The organism is Anaerorhabdus sp., assembly GCF_036637135.1.
Lineage (GTDB): Bacteria > Bacillota_I > Bacilli_A > Erysipelotrichales > Erysipelotrichaceae > Anaerorhabdus.
In genome coordinates this window covers 14,901-31,521 of sequence record NZ_JAVWNC010000022.1, presented here as the reverse complement: position 1 = coordinate 31,521, position 16,621 = coordinate 14,901, and the positions used below count along the sequence as shown (strand labels likewise).

Sequence of the window (16,621 nt, the reverse complement as noted above, 5' to 3'; positions counted from 1 at the left end):
CTATTTGATAATAATGATTCAACTTTTACTGTTTCTATTCTATTGTAATAACAAGAAAACAGTGTTTATCATTTATCGATAAACACTGCTTTCAAGTTTATATCATATATTATATGATCGGCACTACTTTGATCAAATCCAAATCTATTATCCTCTTTAGCAATTACAAATAATCCTGCACCTTTTGCAGCTTGTATACCAACAGTCGAATCCTCTATCGCAAAGCACTCACTGTTTTTTAGATTCATTTTCTTTAGTGTATCTAAGTATATTTCTGGGTTTGGTTTGCTTTCTTTGAAATCATCTCCGGATACGATGACATCAAAGAAATTGAATAATTCTAATTCATTAAGTACCCTTATAATTGTTTCTTTCGAACTAGAAGATGCCAGTGCAATCTTGAGTCCATTACACTTGCAAAAATTTAATGATTCCCTGATACCTACATTTTCAATTCGTTTGTAATTCACATTAAAATCTTTCCAAAAATCTTGATACTCATGGAGATAAATATTTTCATCTTGATAAAAGTTTGGGATTTGTGATTGAAGTAGTTTAAATGATTCTCTTCTACTTTTACCAACTAATTTATACAATACATTATTTCGGATATCAAAGTTTTTCATCTGCATAAAAATTTCTTGTTTATGCATGTACACAGGTTCTGAATCTATGATAACACCATCCATATCAAAGATAACTCCTTTATACGATTCTATATTCATTATCATATTTAAAATGCAAAAATGACCCCTGTACAAGCACAAAGAACAATAATTAAAATAGGATGGAGTTTTTTAAATTTATTGATTGCGATTAGCGCCAAAAATAGCACGACTGATTTTATATTAAACAAATTCATGAGCGAATCAAATTTTTGATTGAACAATGTGATTAAGAAGATATCAATACAAGCCACAACGATAAGCGAAACTACTGCTGGTCTTAACCCATAAAAAACATCTTGCACTGTTTGATTTTGTTTAAATTTTGTCAGCATATTTGCAATAATGCATATCACAATTATACTTGGTGCAACAAGAGCTAATGATGTTGCGATTGCACCTGGTAATCCAAACATATGATACCCAACATAAGTAGCCATATTGATTCCCATTGGTCCTGGTGTGCTTTCTGATATTGCAATCATGGTGGTTAGCATTTCAGTTGTGAACCAGTTGTATTTCACTGCCATATCTTGTAGGAAGGGGATAGTTGCTAACCCACCACCGATTGCGAATAAACCTGTTTTAAAAAATTCGATAATTAATAAGAGAAATGTACTCATGCTTTTCTTCTCCTCATATTACAAACCACAATCCCAACTAAGGCTGATAATAAAATAATCAGAACCACTGAAAAATCAAGAAAATACGACAAGACTACTGCAACAACAAATACAAGAATTCCAATCGTATCTTTTATACTTGATTTCCATAACTTGATGATGCTTGTCATCATCAGATAACAAACTGCCACACGAATTCCTGCTAATGCATTTTGTACAACTACAATTTCTGCAAAATTACTTAATACTGTTGCGATTAAACTAATAATGATGATACTAGGTGTTATAACTCCTAGTGTTGAAACAATCCCACCCAATACTCCTTTTTGGTAATACCCAACAAATGTCGCGGTATTCACCGCAATAATACCTGGTGTACATTGGCCTATTGCATAATAATCCATTACTTCTTCTTCTGTTGCCCAATGATGTTTATCGATCACTTCTCTTTGGATCATAGGTAACATTGCATACCCACCTCCAAATGTGAAAAGACCCATTTTAAACCAAGATACAAATAAATCGATATATATTTTCATATTTCACCTAAAAATGAAGGGATGCAACGCATCCCTTGTTCACTTTATTTACTTCCTATTAAATAATGGAAATTTTTAATCTTTGGTATATTTGCATTTATACCTAAATCTTTAGACAAGTAGAATGCTAAGCATTGCAATGGAATAATATATTCAAACGCACAGAATTCTTTGTCATTCACAAATTTAAAATCCATATTCATTGGATTATTTAATCCTAAATCACCAATCATAAATTCATGTGATGAGTAATCATGCATGAAGTCTCTTAACTTAATAGAACGTTCTTTAAATTCATCATCTTGAGCTATATAAATTAGATGCACTCCTTCATCAATTGAATGATAAATACCATGCATAAATTCTTCCAACTCATATCCTTCGATACCATATCGAACTGCTTCTTCAATTTTTAGACGACTTTCTAATACATTACCAAAGTTATTTTTGTAACCAACGATGATAATTCTTTTGGCTGTTAAGAAATCTTCTCGGTTACGATCATACCACTTAATTGATTCTTCAATAATCTTATTTTGATTGTCGACAACTTTATAAAGTCTTGCCAAAACTGCTTCATATTCTTCTATATCAATTGTTTTTGTAGCAAGTCCAGTTTCTAATGCTAGAATATCTAACATCATCATTGTTGCTTGATAACCTTTTGTTTTAGGCCCAGCTACTTCTGGTCCACATTGCATGCATAAAGAAATATCTGAATACTTCGCAAGTTTAGAGTCTTTACCAGTTTCAGTTATTGAAACAGTTTTACATCCATGTTCTTTAGAATATTCTAAACCTTGAATTGTAGATTTACTTTCACCACCTTGTGAAATACCAATCACTACTGTTTTCTCATTAAATACAGATGTGAAGTTCTTGTATAATAATGGATAATTCGCATCAACTGTTACCTTCAATGTTTTTTCCATGAAAGCTCTTGAAGATAATCCTCCATGATATGAAGTACCTGATCCAATAATTATTACTTTTTCATATTTATTTTCTACAAAATCTTCTACAAATTCTTTCGTATATTCTTTTCTATTATCAAGAATATTTTTTAATACAAGTGGAGTTTCACGAATGTACTCCAACATTGCATTTTCTGATATAGCATCGTAATTATCCATTTTTTACCTCTTATCCAACTACTACTGGTGCCAAGAATGGCAAACTTTCTAATAATACAAGTACAATTGCTAGTCCAATTAATAAGAACATAACTTTTGTTGTACTAACACCTTTTTTCATTAAATAGTAACAACCGAATGTAACTAAAAGTGGAAGCATGTTAGGCATTAATGTATCAAACAATGATTGAATTGCATAAGATACACTACCAAATGAGAATGTAATTGATGTTGTAACTTTAACCATGCTCGAAATCATTGCACCTACTACTACTGATCCAACAATTTTAGCTCCTGCAGTTACTTCTTCAATTGCCCCATTTCCCATAGCACCACTAAGGAAATTCATTCCTTGTTCATAACCTAGTTTTAATCCATATTTACGAACTAAGAAATGTGGAATATTATGAATCAACCAGAAAATTACTGGTCCAAGATAGTTACCTTCTAAAGCCATAGCTACCCCAATACCTAAACCAACTGTACGAAGTGTTCCCCAGAATAATCCATCTCCAATACCTGCTAAAGGACCGATTAACGCCGTACGTACAGCAGCAATTGAATCTCCATCCATATCTGGATTTCTGTGCTTTTCTTCTTCCATAGCAAGAACAACACCTTGAATGAAACAAGTCATTTGTGGACTTGTGTTATAGAAACCTGTATGACGAGTTAATGCTTCTTTGAATCCTTCAGGATCATCATGATAAATTTCTTGAAGTCCTGGAACTAAACTATATAACCACCCTACTGTTTGTTGACGTTCATAGTTGAAACATCCTTGTAGAGGGAATGAACGCCAGAATGTACGTTTTAAAGTTTTTGCTGTTAATGTCATCTTCTAATCCTCCCTATGCCTTATGCTTTCCAGCTTGATACATTGCAACTGCAATAATTACACCTAAGAATGTAATTCCTAATAAACTCATTCCTAAGAATGCATTTAATACGAACCCAAGGAATAAATATACTGCTGTTTGTTTATCAAACATGAAGTTCATTAATAATGCCATACCTAATGCAGGTAATAAACTTGCTGATCTTGATAATCCTGTAAGAATAATTGGTGGAATAAAATCAACGATAGCTTGAACTACATCAGCTCCAAAGTAACATCCTAAGAATACTGGAATAGCTGTTAAGATAAAGAATATAAATGCACCTTGCCATAAAGCACTATCGATTCTCTTTGCATTACCTTCTGCTGCTGCTTTATCAATTACGATATTGTAACGAACATTGATCATACGGCAAAGAATACCTAATGCTTGACCTAAGATTGCCATTGGCATTGCTAATGCAATTACTGTTTCTGCATCTAATCCTGCTGTAATTGCAAAGAAAGTACCCATTACTGCCCCGATTGTTGAATCTGGAGGAGTTGCTCCACCAATACCAACAATACCTAAGAAAATTAATTGTAAACTTGCACCCATGATTAATCCTGTATAAGGATCTCCCATGATAATACCTACTAGAACCCCTGCACATAGTGGAACTTCAGCTAACGTTTGGCCAAATACACGACCATCCCAACGTAGTAATCCTGCTAGAATTGAAACTAGAATACATTGAATTAAAAACATAATTATATCCCCTTTCGTTTTATAATTTCGCTGCTATTTCTTTTAATGAAACACGTTTTTGATCTGGTTTTGTTTGTTGATAAATAGTACGATTTAGTTTTTCGATTTCTTGTAAATCTTCTACATCTTTTTGATCTACGTAAACTTTAAGTGTAACTTGTTTCTTGCCATTTGAAGATCTCATAGCTCCGATGTTTACTTCTTGGATTGATTCACATCCTTGAACAAGCTTTAATGCATTTTGCGCATTTGCACATACTATGAATATTTTTTCTACATCATGTGTTGTATCATTCACATACTTTACTGTGTCTTCAAGTGTTAACACATGCATTGTGACACCTTTTGGTTTTGCGAGATTTAGTGTCATTGTTAGCATTGGATTTGTAGCATGTTGATCATCTGCGACGATAACTGTGTCTGCACTTGTGTGAGATAGCCACAAAACTACAACCTCCCCATGAATCAATCTGTCATCAATTCTTAATTGCTTAATCATCATTCTCCTCCTTTCTTCTTAAGCCTTGGTTATTCCGTTAAATACATCATTGATGTATAACATCGTATTTTTTGCATCATCTATTACATTTCTAATATTCTCATCTATATCGCCTTCTTCAATTGCTTGCATAGCGAAGGCTAACATCATGCCTAAATTTAATCCTGATACCAAATGCATATTTGGATATTCTGCCAATAGCGGAGCTGAACATGCGGTAGTACTTCCTGCAGGTATATCCGTTAAGACAAGTACAGGTATATGTTTTTCTATTTGACTCATGTAATCTGAGATACTTTGTTTCACTTCTTCAGGAGAACTCGATACTGTTACACAATATGTATCAATCATTGAGTTATCTCCCATAATAACGTTTACTGATTCCTTAATCCCTTCGGCAAATGTGCCATGTGTTATAACTAGTATTTTTTTCATATTCTCTCCTGTTTAAATAAATTTACTATTCATTTTTCTATGGAAATATGGATCACTTGGTTTGTTAGGATTTATCCCTTTCGTAACCGCAATACGATACGCAAGTATTTGACAAGGTACAATGTATTCAATCATCGCAAACTCTTCATCATCCACAAAGTTTATTTTTAAGTCTTGGATTGTATTACTACAATCTTGGCTTGTAATAAGAAATTGATGAGTTGTAAACTCGGACAAATAATTTTTTAATTGAATCATTCTTTCAAAATATTTACTCTTATTACCGAGATGCAAGATATAGCAATCTTTATCAATCGAATGATAAATACCATGCATAAATTCTTCTAATTCATAGAAACAGGTTTGAAATCTTCCACACTCAAGAATTTTTAATGCCCCTTCTTGAAGAATGCCAAAGTTTTTACCATAACCTACTAGTAACATTCGATTACAATTTTTAAACTCCTCTTCATTTTGTTTAAACCATTCATCACTCTTGATTGCGATATGTGTTAGATTACATACCGTTTTTTCTAATCGATTACTATAATTTTCATACTCAATACTTGTAACACTCCCTATTTCATTTGCAGTTTCTAATGCACAACACATTAGAGTAACGATTTCGCAAATGAAACTTTTACTTTTTGGTGAAACATCTTCAACCCCATGATCTAGAAACAAGACATGGTCACAATGTTTTACTACTTCAGAATCCAATTCATTTGTTAAAGCCATGGTAATCATACCGAGCGAGTTGGCTTTATCTAAAGCTTTGATTGTAGAAGCACTGCTACCTGTTGCAGAAATCCCAATACATAACCCTTTTCCTTTAACTAAATACTCCCCATCAATGAAATGATTTGTTAATGGAACGATGACAGGAATTTTCAATACCTTTTCAAAAAATGTTCTTACCCCTTGGGCAGAATAATTTGATGTCCCTGCTCCTGTTAATACAATTGTTTCAATTTGATTGTTTTTGAATACATCAATGAATCCAGAAGATAACTCTTTTCTGTTTGAGAATACATTCAGTGCCACCTTTTCTGACTCATATATGTAGTCATGCATGTCCCCTAAAAATGTCTTCATATTCAATTTTCCTCTTTTGTTGAATTTAGATTAACATACAATTTGCTATTTGTATATACATTATTTATAATATATATGAATTTGGAGGGTAAATATGGAATTCATTATTAATTTATGGAAACAAAATTATTTTACTGAAGGAGATAAGTATCACTATTATCATGCTCGCTCTGGCAACTTTTATTCGATTCCAAAACAAGTACAAAACCGGTTTAATATCTTATATTATCGTGCTTTTATTTGCTTCGTTGCACTCATTGTTTTAGTTGCTATGGACTTCATGAACCCTTTATTTATGGGGCTTGGCGCAATTATTCTCTATGTTGCACTAACATTTACTTTTTATAACAAACTATTACCTGAATTGAGTTTTCAAACTAAATTTGATATTGAAAATTACCGTATTAAGAACACTCGAAAAACAGAAAAAGCCAATCCGTTACGAACAGGCTTGATCATTGTTTTCGCTTTACTTTTAATTATCTATACATATCTATCGAAATATGATGTATTCATATCAATTTCGTGTTATGTTATCGCTATTATCGCTTTATTTACAGCAATTAAAGATTTAATTCGTCGCTAATTCTATGTTTTTCTAAGAAGTCTTGATTCATCAAGTCTTCTTTTTTTGTGTTTCCATCATATACCATAATACCTTCAACATATGTTGCCTCAACTTGATAGTTATCATCAATTACTACAAAATCAGCATAATACCCTTGTTTAATGACTCCTCTGTCTTTTAAGCAATATACATCACATGCATTCTTACTACTTAATTTAATGACATCACTTAAATCATAGTTTAGCTTTGTTACTAAGTTCTTAATCCCATAGATCATTGGGATACTACTGCCTTGTATTTTTCCTGTCTCGGTATGAATTGAACCATCTTTACCTACCTCAATTGTTGTCTTGTCATCAGTACCTTTATAAAGATGTGGAGGTATTGCTGTATACTCTGAGTTATCTGATATCATGATTACTTTATTTAAGTTCTTAACTTTTAGCATAACTTGTACCATTTCTTGACAAACATGAATGAAGTCGCAGATTATTTCACAGTAAACATTTTCATTTAGTAATCCTGCTCCAATTGCCCCAACATTGCGATGATGTAGTCCTGTCATTGCATTTCCTAGATGCGTCATCACTGAAAATCCCTTATTCTCAATACTATTTATTACATCATTGTAGAAAAAGTCAGTATGTGCGATTGCTAATGTTACATCATTTTCTTTCATTACTTCAGTAATCTTTTCAATACCTTTGATTTCAGGTGAAACTGATACAAGTTTTAAATAACCAGCACCATCATCAACCATTTGTTGTGCAATTTCTTTTGTTGGCTCAATAAATTCTTTTTTAATTCCTTTTTCGCCTACACGGTTAAGCCATGGTCCTTCACTGTGAATTCCTAATATTTTAGCTCCAATTATCGTATTTGATTGTGCTTGTTTTGCTATGCTCTTTATCTTATCAATCGAACAAGTAGGAAATACTCCAGTAACTCCAAACGATGCTAGCCCTTTTAAGTAACCTTGAATGCTTACTTCATCATCCATTTCATAATTATTCGCAGTTCTCATTTGATAACCCATAATTCCATGATTGTGTGTATCTATTAATCCGGGTATTATGCGCCTTCCCGTATAGTCAAAAGTAATATCACCCTCATATTTTGTAGTGATCGATTCTATTCTTCCCTTGTCTATTGTAATGTATCCATTTACAACTTTATCATCTAAATAAATTTGGTCACATTTTATTACGCTCATAAAAAAACCTCCATTCGTATATATAATACATTAATTGTATATATATTTAAAGAGGTTTAAGTTTTATCTATTCTTCTACTACTTCACTACTGAATGAATATTCAAAGCGATTGGAAATATAATACGTCTCTGTATATTCATAAATTTCTTGATTTTGATTATATCGAATTGAAACACTCTTTAATAAAGCATCTCTTCCAATTTGTAGTAACTTTTGTTGATAATCATTAGACATCACCGCGGACATCTTTGTTTCATAGTTAGCGCAGTAAGTTCCCTTTTTTTCAAGATACTCATCCATTGATCCATCTAAGCCAGATACTTCAAAATCACCTACTAACTTCGCAACTAAATAGGTATGAGCCAGTGCAATTGGCTTACCATCACCTGTTCTTAAGCGAGTAAAGTAAAAAATTTCATCTTCTGGTTTTAAATTTAAATACTCAGCTATTATTGGCACATCTCTGCCTGTTAGAGCTCGATATTCGATCAGTTTTGAACCTGCTTTCATACCCATCTCTTTCATATCATCACTAAAACTACGTTTTGTTCGAATTGATCGCACAACAGTTCTAGGAGTTACAAATGACCCTTTTCCTGCAACACGATCGATATATCCCTTTTGTTTCAATGTAGAAAGAGCCTTATTAATTGTAAGTCGTCCAATATCAAACTTTTTGCTTAATTGAACTTCTGTCATGATTTGATCTCCAATTTTTAATCGACCACTTTCAATTTCATCTATAATATATTTCTCAATTACTTCATACTTTTTCATGATATTTTTCCTTTTGATTTTATATTTATCTATATAATACCATTTTTGTTTAAATAAAGGTATCCACATAAAAACGAACCTTACGGTTCGCTTATATTTGACTCTTTAAATATCCAAAGATGAACTCATCGATATTGCCATCCATAACACTCGCTACATTACCTACCTCAACATTGGTGCGGTGGTCTTTAACTAATGTATACGGACAGAAAACATAAGAACGAATTTGTGAACCCCATTCAATTGCCTTCATGTCACCCTTAATCGCATTGACTTTAGCTTCTTGTTCCTCAATCATGCGTTGATAAAGTTTTGACTTCAACATATTTAAACAGTGTTCTCTATTTTGAATTTGACTTCGTTCAGTTTGGCAAGTTACGGTAATTCCCGTTGGCTTATGCACCATACGTACAGCTGAATCAGTCTTATTGACATGTTGTCCACCGGCTCCACTTGCACGCATTGTTGTTATATCTAAGTCTTTATCATCAATTGTGATTTCAATTTCATTATTGAATTGTGGCATAACATCCACAGATGCAAATGATGTATGACGACGACCTGAAGAATCAAATGGTGATATACGTACTAAACGATGTACACCTTTTTCAGCTTTCAAGTATCCATAAACCATATATCCTTCAATTAGAATACTACATGATTTCATACCTGCTTCATCACCATCTTGATAATCAAGCACTGTTACTTTATATCCTTTATCTTCTGCCCATCTTGAATACATACGGAATAACATTTGTGCCCAGTCTTGAGACTCGGTACCACCTGCTCCTGGATGTAATTCAAGAATCGCATTGTTCTTATCATAGGGATGACTAAGTAATACTTTAATCTCGAAGTCTTCAAATTGTTTCATGGTGTCTGTATATTCTTCTTCAATCACCATCATTAATTCTTCATCATATGTCTTCTTCATCTCTTCAACAGATTCATCAATACTCAATAACTGATTCGTAAGACTTTGATAAAGTGATATCAATTCCTTTAATCCATTTGTTTCCTGAATGACTACTTGTGCAGCTTTTGGATCATTCCAAAATCCTTCATCAGCCATTTTCTCCTCATTTTGCTTAACAGTTTCTTGTTTACTTGTTAAGTCAAAGAGATTCGCCTAGTTGTTTTAACTTCAAAGTTGAAGTTTCTAGGCTTTGTTTTATTTCATATAGTTCCATTATTTTTTTCTCTCCTCAATTACGATACGAACATTTAGACAGAATCCTACTATTTCTTGGGAAATACGAACCATCATATCTTCAAACATTTCATATCCTTCTTGTACATAAGCTTGAAGTGGATTTGCTTGTGCATAAGAACGTAAGCCAATACCATCACGTAATTTTGACATGATATCAATGTGATTTACCCATGCACGGTCAATAACTTTTAAAACCATTGTCTTTTCAATAGGTAAAATTTGTTCCTTCACTTGCGCAATCTTATCTTCATATTCCTTCCAAGCTTGTTGGCTACAAATTTCAACTAATTCCTCAACTGTTTTTTCTCTTAAATCACCTGGATTTAGTTTTTCTTTAAAGCCCATCTTTTCAAGATTTTCTAATATTTCTTCAACATGAATAACATCTTCTTTGCCTGTATGATCTACATGCGAACTGATGTTATTTGTGATAACACGTTTGAACATGTCTTCAACAATAGTATGTACATCTTCATTTTCTAAAATGAAGTTTCTTTGTTCATAAATAATCTCACGTTGTTGTCTTAATACATCATCATATTCAAGTAATGCTTTACGAGAGTCAAAGTTTACACCTTCTACTCGTTTTTGAGCATTTCCGATTGATTTTGTAATTACTTTTGATTCAATAGGTACATCTCCTAATTGAGCGAATAATCCTTCCATTCTCTCACTTCCGAAACGAACCATCAATTCATCTTGTACCGATACATAGAAACGAGAGTATCCTGGATCACCTTGACGTCCTGAACGTCCACGTAATTGGTTATCAATACGACGTGATTCATGTCTTTCAGAACCAATAACCGCAAGACCACCTAATTCACGCACACCTTCACCTAACTTAATATCTGTACCACGTCCAGCCATGTTAGTAGCGATTGTAACTGCACCTTTACGTCCAGCAAATTGAATAATTTCAGCTTCACGAGCATGGTTCTTTGCATTTAAGATTTCATGAGGTATTTTACGTGATTTCAACATTTTAGAAATAAATTCTGATGTTTCTACTGCAATAGTTCCCACTAATACAGGTTGTCCTTTTTCATGACATTCTTTAACTTCTTCTACCAAAGCTTCAAATTTCGCTTTTTGCGAACCAAATACTGCATCTGGATAATCGATACGTGCTACATCTCTATTTGTAGGTATTTCATAAACACGCATGTTGTAAATACTTAAGAATTCTTCTTCTTCAGTTTTCGCAGTACCTGTCATACCTGATAATTTATTGTATAGACGGAAGAAGTTTTGGTAAGTAATTGTCGCAAGTGTTGATGTTTCTTGCTTAATTGATACACCTTCTTTTGCTTCAATTGCTTGATGCAATCCATCTGAGTAAGCGCGTCCCTTCATAAGACGTCCTGTATTTTGGTCAACAATAACGATTTCATCTTCTTGAACAACATATTCAACATCATTATGCATGATGTAGTTTGCACGTAGTGCTTGAGAAATATGATGTACTGTTTGCGTATGTTCTAGTTCATATAAGTTTTTAACTTTAAATGCTTTTTCTGCTTTTGATACACCCTCATCCGTTAAGATAATTGATTTAGCTTTTACATCAATTTCATAATCTTCGCCTTCTTTTAGATCCTTAACAAAACGGTCAGCTTGAATATAAAGATTTGCAGTTTGTTTTTGTCCACCAGAAATAATTAATGGTGTACGAGATTCATCAATTAAGATTGAGTCAACTTCATCGATAAGTGCATAGTGTAACGGACGTAATACACGATCTTCAACACGTGTTACCATGTTGTCTCTTAAGTAATCAAATCCAACTTCTGCATTTGTTGTATAAGTAATATCGCATAAATACGCATCACGCTTTTGTGCTGGTGTTAATTGACGTAAGTTCAATCCTACTGTTAATCCTAAGAAACGGTGAATTTGTCCCATCCACTTCGCATCACGTTCAGCCAAGTATTCGTTGACAGTAACTACATGGACACCCTTACCCTCAAGTGCGTTTAGATATGCAGCCATAACAGAAGTCAAAGTTTTACCTTCCCCTGTCTTCATTTCTGCAATATCTCCGCCTTGCATAACAGATGCACCCATTAATTGTACAAAATATGGATACTCACCAATGACACGTTTTGATGCTTCACGTACTGTCGCAAAAGCTTCAGGTAAAATATCATCTAATGTTTCACCCTTAGCCAGTCTTTCTTTTAGTATATTTGTTTGATTTTTTAGTTCATCATCACTCATTGCAGTATATTTATCCGCAAGTGCTTCAACGGGTCTAACTTTAACTTCTATTTCTTTAACACGCTTCTTTTCTAGGTTGAAAAGCTTATCTATAAAATTTGCCATAATTCCTCCGAATTCACATTTTTATGCATGCTATATTATACCTTATTTATAGGCTTAAAACAAACTGATACCTGCGAATTCACACTATTTCACTTTTTTTTCTTAATTTTCTCGCGATTTTTCATTTTAAAGAAATAAAGTCCTGTTTCTTTACGAAACAAGACTTTACTTAATTCTCATCATTTAATCGAGTAAATTTTCTTTTGCCATGTGATAAAATATCATCTTCACTTCCATCTTTTGTCTTAGATAGAATCGCTTTCCATTTTCCTCTGTAGATTTAAAGAAAACACGATAAATTTCTTTATTTACCATCGATTCAAACATACAATGAATTAAGACTTCTCCTAGTTTATGATCTCGGTAAGTTTCTGCAACCCCAAAAGGACCAAATCTACTTTCATCATAATCAATTGAAGCCCTCGAAACATATCCTACTACTTCATTTTTATGGAGACATAAAATGATACTTTCTTCAGCGCGATTTTGTTTAATTGCATCTACCACATAATTTGCCCAACTTAATGAAAAATTTTCCTTAATCATTTTAAGTAATAAGTAACAATATTTCTCACTATATCCTATGAATGAAAAGCCTTCTTTCTCTAGTTGAATTTTCTTGATTTTGACTTCATCCGGAAATTCATAATTACTTAAATCTCTTTCCATCCAATAGGATTCTTCACCACATTCATAGCCATGATGTTTGAAAAATTCAATCGCGTTTTTATGATTTTCCTGAACACCACTAAAGAAATAATTTGGTGAATAGAATGCAAGGATAATATTTCTTCCTTGAACATTCTCTTCAAAAACCCTTAACAATTCACTCCCAATGCCTTTATTCTGAAATTCAGTAGTTACTGCCATCAATTTAATCCATGCTTTATCTTCTTCAAGACCTCTATTTTGATAAGGTATTTTGCGAATAATACCAAATAAAAACCCAATAATTCTTCCCTCTTCCTCAGCAATATAAAATAAATTTTCATCAAAATTAATATCATTTATATGTTGCTGAATAAAGCTTGATTTTGATATCGGAAAGTCATGAAATTGCTCTTGATAAATCGCATGAATCGATTCAATATCCTTATTTTTAAAGTTTCTAATAATCATCATTGTTACTCTTGTGGATCATCAAAACCCATTAGATTACAAATAACAAATCCACACAAATATGAAATTCCTAATCCAACAAAATAAAGTGGAATATTTGTTGTAATAAACGCTAATGGTATCCCTGATAATTCTGGCACTTTTGCTGCTACTCTCATTAATGCCATAGCACTACCACCAATTGCTCCTCCAATACAAGAAGCTATAAATGGTCTTCCTAACGGAATAGTACATCCCCACATCAATGGCTCACCAATACCTAGCATACCTACTGGCAAAGCATTTTTAATCACTTTCTTTAATCTAATATTTTTTGTTTTTAAATAAACTGCGAAAGCGGCTCCTACTTGTCCTGCTCCCGCCATACAAGTAACTGGTAATAAATAAGTAACTCCAAAATCAGCAATTAATTGAGCGTTAACTGCAATTAATCCATGATGCATACCTGTCATAACTAATGGTAAGTAAACAAGAGTTGCTAACCCCGCTAAAGCAGGTACTTTATAAATAATATAACTTACAAATGCTCCAATAGATTCAGATATAAAACCACCTAATGGTTGGAATATCAACAATCCTACTAATGTCATAATTGATATCGTTAATAATGGTGTCATAAACATATCCAAGAATTCTGGCATAAATTTTCGAATTTTTTTCTCTAATACTGCAGCTAATGCCGCTACAATTAAAACAGAAATAACTCCTCCTCTACCTGGAACAATATTAATTCCAAAAAGAGTTGCACCAGCCAATGAACCGCTTGTTAATATACCCGCTAATACAGCACCAATAATAGGCGATCCACCATATTCTTTACATGTATTATATCCAACAATAATTGGCAATATTGTGAATACTGAGTACGCAAATGTACCCATAATTTTTCCAATACTTGTGTCTTGGAATCCTGGCATTGCAACATAACTTGATTCAAAAATCGCAACCATTAATCCACACGCAATGAATGCCGGTAATATAGGTATAAAGATATTCGCGATTTTTTTCATCGCATTTTTAACAGGTGTATTGTTTTTTGCTTTATTTGCTTCTTTTAGCAAAATCGCTTCTTCAACTACTCCTCTTTTAATTCCTGTAAGATCCGTAATTTGCTGTGCTACTTTTGAGCTCTTTCCTGGACCCACAATAACTTGTACACTGTTGTTTACTTCAACAACTCCAAATACCCCTTCAAGAGCCTTAATTGCTTCAACTTTTGTTTTTGACATATCCTTCACTGTCAAACGCACACGTGTCATACAATTCTCTAAAATAGCAATATTTTCTTTCCCACCGACATTTTCTACAATAGATTTAGCTAATAACTTATTTTCTTCTGACATACTCTAACCTCCTTGAGTTTTATTTCATAACGATTTTTAGAGTCTGGCCATTAACTCCTTTTTCGCTATAAAGTCCTACTTGTGCAACGTGTAATATGAATTAGTAAATACATCATCTCTGTTTTTGAAATTTCATAATTGTATTCCTCTTTTAGATATTCTTTAATTTTTTCCAAACACGCTTTTTGTTTTGGATATTTCCCTTCAAACAAATCACTTACTTCTTCATCTAAACTTTCATTTTTAAAGATAACTCTTTTAGCAAAGAAATTTAAATGAACAATGAGTCGTGAATAATGGATACTATCTAAATCGAATTTTATATCAAAGAATTTTTCAACAATTTCTACGATTTCGTTCACAATTCCTAGTGAATCAAGTAATCCATTTACATTACTTCCACTTGTACTCGCGTTCATAATATGTAAGGCTATAAAACCTACTTCACTCTCAGGTAATTCGATTTGCATTGTTTGTTTAATATCATCAACAACTTTTTTTGCCACAGCAAATTCCTTTTTGTATAGATATCTAATTTCAGATAACATTGGACACGGCAACAAAATATTTTGGTTCATTCTCTCTACTGCAAACAGCAAGTGATCTGTGAGCATCACATAAATATATTCATTTAAGTCTTGATTTAAATCATCTTTTGCATAGCGAACTGCTCTATCTACAATCGAAACATAGTTGCTTGAGTCTTTATTTAAAGTTGTGAACAGTTTCCTATAAAAATCTTCTTGTGTATTCTCAAATATTTTTTCAATTTGATTGTCCGTTACTAAACTTCCTGGCTTTTTCCCAAATCCAATTCCACTACCTAAAGCTATAATTTCTTGTTTATTCTTGTCTAAAGCAATAATTGCATTATTGCTTAATATTTTGATTACTTTGTATTGTTCCATATACTCTAAAGAATTGTTGTAATTACAGATTTCCCTTTGATTACTTCTTTTTCTGTTTCCATCAACAACTCATCTCCTTTTTTATTTGTATACACAAGAATAACATCACTATTGATTTCATTTGATTGGAAGAATTCATGATTTACTCTTACTAACGGAGTCCCAATATTAACTTTTTCATTTAGCTTTACTAGTACATCAAATCCTTCACCACCAAAGTTACATGTATTTACACCAATATGAAGTAATAGTTCGACTCCTTGTCCCTCAATCATTAGTGCATGTTTAGTAGAAGCAATTACTTTCACTTCCCCTTTTATTGGCGATACAACGAGCGAATCATAAGTGCAGATTGCCATTCCTTCTCCCATTAATTTTTGATTAAAAGTCTCATCTGGAACCTTTTGTATGGGATAGCTAACACCACTCACAGGTGCGTAAATAAATTGATTCTTCTTGCTTTTTATATTAAACATTTGACCTCCTAAATGACAAAAACAGGCATGAGTAAATAAATCCCTCATGCCTGTCTTAAGCAGTAACACGTTATGTAATTTCATTATAATCAATCTTACTTTA

General features: G+C 32.8%; 18 protein-coding genes. 1 reads left to right on the top strand and 17 read right to left on the bottom strand.

Going from position 1 to position 16,621, the window contains the following annotated elements; genetic code table 11:
- Positions 1–68: 68 nt before the first annotated feature.
- From RR643_RS05840 to RR643_RS05800, 9 genes are read right to left on the bottom strand one after another with little or no spacing between them, the layout of a single operon-like run.
- Entirely contained in the window at positions 69–725 is a 657-nt protein-coding gene (locus tag RR643_RS05840; protein WP_332482644.1) for an HAD family hydrolase, read from the bottom strand.
- An 8-nt stretch (positions 726–733) separates the two neighbouring features.
- Positions 734–1,288, bottom strand: a complete 555-nt coding sequence (locus tag RR643_RS05835; RefSeq protein WP_332469388.1) for a chromate transporter — start codon at positions 1,286–1,288, stop codon at positions 734–736.
- A complete protein-coding gene (locus tag RR643_RS05830) occupies positions 1,285–1,827 on the bottom strand; it encodes a chromate transporter (RefSeq protein ID WP_332482643.1) in 543 nt (180 codons plus the stop codon). The genes RR643_RS05835 and RR643_RS05830 overlap by 4 nt, the downstream gene beginning before the upstream one ends.
- Positions 1,828–1,871: 44 nt before the next feature.
- Positions 1,872–2,960 (bottom strand): SIS domain-containing protein, encoded by a 1,089-nt coding sequence (locus RR643_RS05825; RefSeq protein WP_332482642.1) that lies wholly within the window; start codon positions 2,958–2,960, stop codon positions 1,872–1,874.
- Positions 2,961–2,970: 10 nt separating this feature from the next.
- On the bottom strand, positions 2,971–3,798 hold the full coding sequence (locus RR643_RS05820; protein ID WP_332469385.1) for a PTS system mannose/fructose/sorbose family transporter subunit IID: 828 nt from the start codon (positions 3,796–3,798) through the stop codon (positions 2,971–2,973).
- A gap of 13 nt (positions 3,799–3,811) precedes the next feature.
- Positions 3,812–4,546, bottom strand: a complete 735-nt coding sequence (locus RR643_RS05815; protein ID WP_332469384.1) for a PTS mannose/fructose/sorbose/N-acetylgalactosamine transporter subunit IIC — start codon at positions 4,544–4,546, stop codon at positions 3,812–3,814.
- A 19-nt stretch (positions 4,547–4,565) separates the two neighbouring features.
- Positions 4,566–5,045 carry a PTS sugar transporter subunit IIB gene (locus tag RR643_RS05810; RefSeq protein WP_332469383.1) on the bottom strand — a complete coding sequence of 160 codons (480 nt, stop codon included), beginning with the start codon at positions 5,043–5,045 and terminating at the stop codon, positions 4,566–4,568.
- Positions 5,046–5,063: 18 nt separating this feature from the next.
- The gene (locus RR643_RS05805; RefSeq protein WP_332482641.1) at positions 5,064–5,480 is read right to left on the bottom strand and encodes a PTS sugar transporter subunit IIA; all 417 of its coding nucleotides are present in this window, start codon (positions 5,478–5,480) and stop codon (positions 5,064–5,066) included.
- A gap of 12 nt (positions 5,481–5,492) precedes the next feature.
- Positions 5,493–6,575 carry an SIS domain-containing protein gene (locus tag RR643_RS05800; RefSeq protein WP_332482640.1) on the bottom strand — a complete coding sequence of 361 codons (1,083 nt, stop codon included), beginning with the start codon at positions 6,573–6,575 and terminating at the stop codon, positions 5,493–5,495.
- A 94-nt stretch (positions 6,576–6,669) separates the two neighbouring features.
- On the opposite strand from RR643_RS05800, the gene RR643_RS05795 reads away from it, so the two are divergent.
- Complete coding sequence (locus RR643_RS05795) at positions 6,670–7,161, top strand: hypothetical protein (protein ID WP_332482639.1); 492 nt, start codon at positions 6,670–6,672, stop codon at positions 7,159–7,161.
- Here the strand turns inward: RR643_RS05795 and RR643_RS05790 are convergent.
- The 8 genes from RR643_RS05790 to RR643_RS05755 all read right to left on the bottom strand — a co-directional run bounded on the left by RR643_RS05790 (position 7,139) and on the right by RR643_RS05755 (position 16,518).
- Entirely contained in the window at positions 7,139–8,356 is a 1,218-nt protein-coding gene (locus RR643_RS05790) for an N-acetylglucosamine-6-phosphate deacetylase (protein ID WP_332482638.1), read from the bottom strand. The two genes, RR643_RS05795 and RR643_RS05790, sit on opposite strands and share 23 nt — an antisense overlap.
- A 67-nt stretch (positions 8,357–8,423) precedes the next feature.
- Positions 8,424–9,134 (bottom strand): GntR family transcriptional regulator, encoded by a 711-nt coding sequence (locus tag RR643_RS05785; protein ID WP_332469378.1) that lies wholly within the window; start codon positions 9,132–9,134, stop codon positions 8,424–8,426.
- 91 nt (positions 9,135–9,225) lie between these two features.
- Positions 9,226–10,324, bottom strand: a protein-coding gene (prfB, locus tag RR643_RS05780; RefSeq protein ID WP_332469377.1) for a peptide chain release factor 2 whose coding sequence is annotated in 2 segments (ribosomal slippage) — positions 9,226–10,251 and positions 10,253–10,324 — 1,098 coding nt in all. Because the reading frame shifts where the segments join, the coding sequence is not laid out codon by codon here.
- Entirely contained in the window at positions 10,324–12,672 is a 2,349-nt protein-coding gene (gene secA, locus RR643_RS05775) for a preprotein translocase subunit SecA (protein ID WP_332469376.1), read from the bottom strand. Before secA ends, prfB begins: the two co-directional genes overlap by 1 nt.
- Before the next feature lie 183 nt (positions 12,673–12,855).
- On the bottom strand, positions 12,856–13,794 hold the full coding sequence (locus tag RR643_RS05770) for a GNAT family N-acetyltransferase (RefSeq protein ID WP_332482637.1): 939 nt from the start codon (positions 13,792–13,794) through the stop codon (positions 12,856–12,858).
- 2 nt (positions 13,795–13,796) lie between these two features.
- Complete coding sequence (locus RR643_RS05765) at positions 13,797–15,134, bottom strand: PTS transporter subunit EIIC (RefSeq protein ID WP_332482636.1); 1,338 nt, start codon at positions 15,132–15,134, stop codon at positions 13,797–13,799.
- 65 nt (positions 15,135–15,199) lie between these two features.
- Entirely contained in the window at positions 15,200–16,042 is an 843-nt protein-coding gene (locus tag RR643_RS05760; protein WP_332482635.1) for a PRD domain-containing protein, read from the bottom strand.
- Between the two features lie 5 nt (positions 16,043–16,047).
- Complete coding sequence (locus RR643_RS05755; RefSeq protein WP_332469372.1) at positions 16,048–16,518, bottom strand: PTS sugar transporter subunit IIA; 471 nt, start codon at positions 16,516–16,518, stop codon at positions 16,048–16,050.
- Positions 16,519–16,621 lie beyond the last annotated feature (103 nt).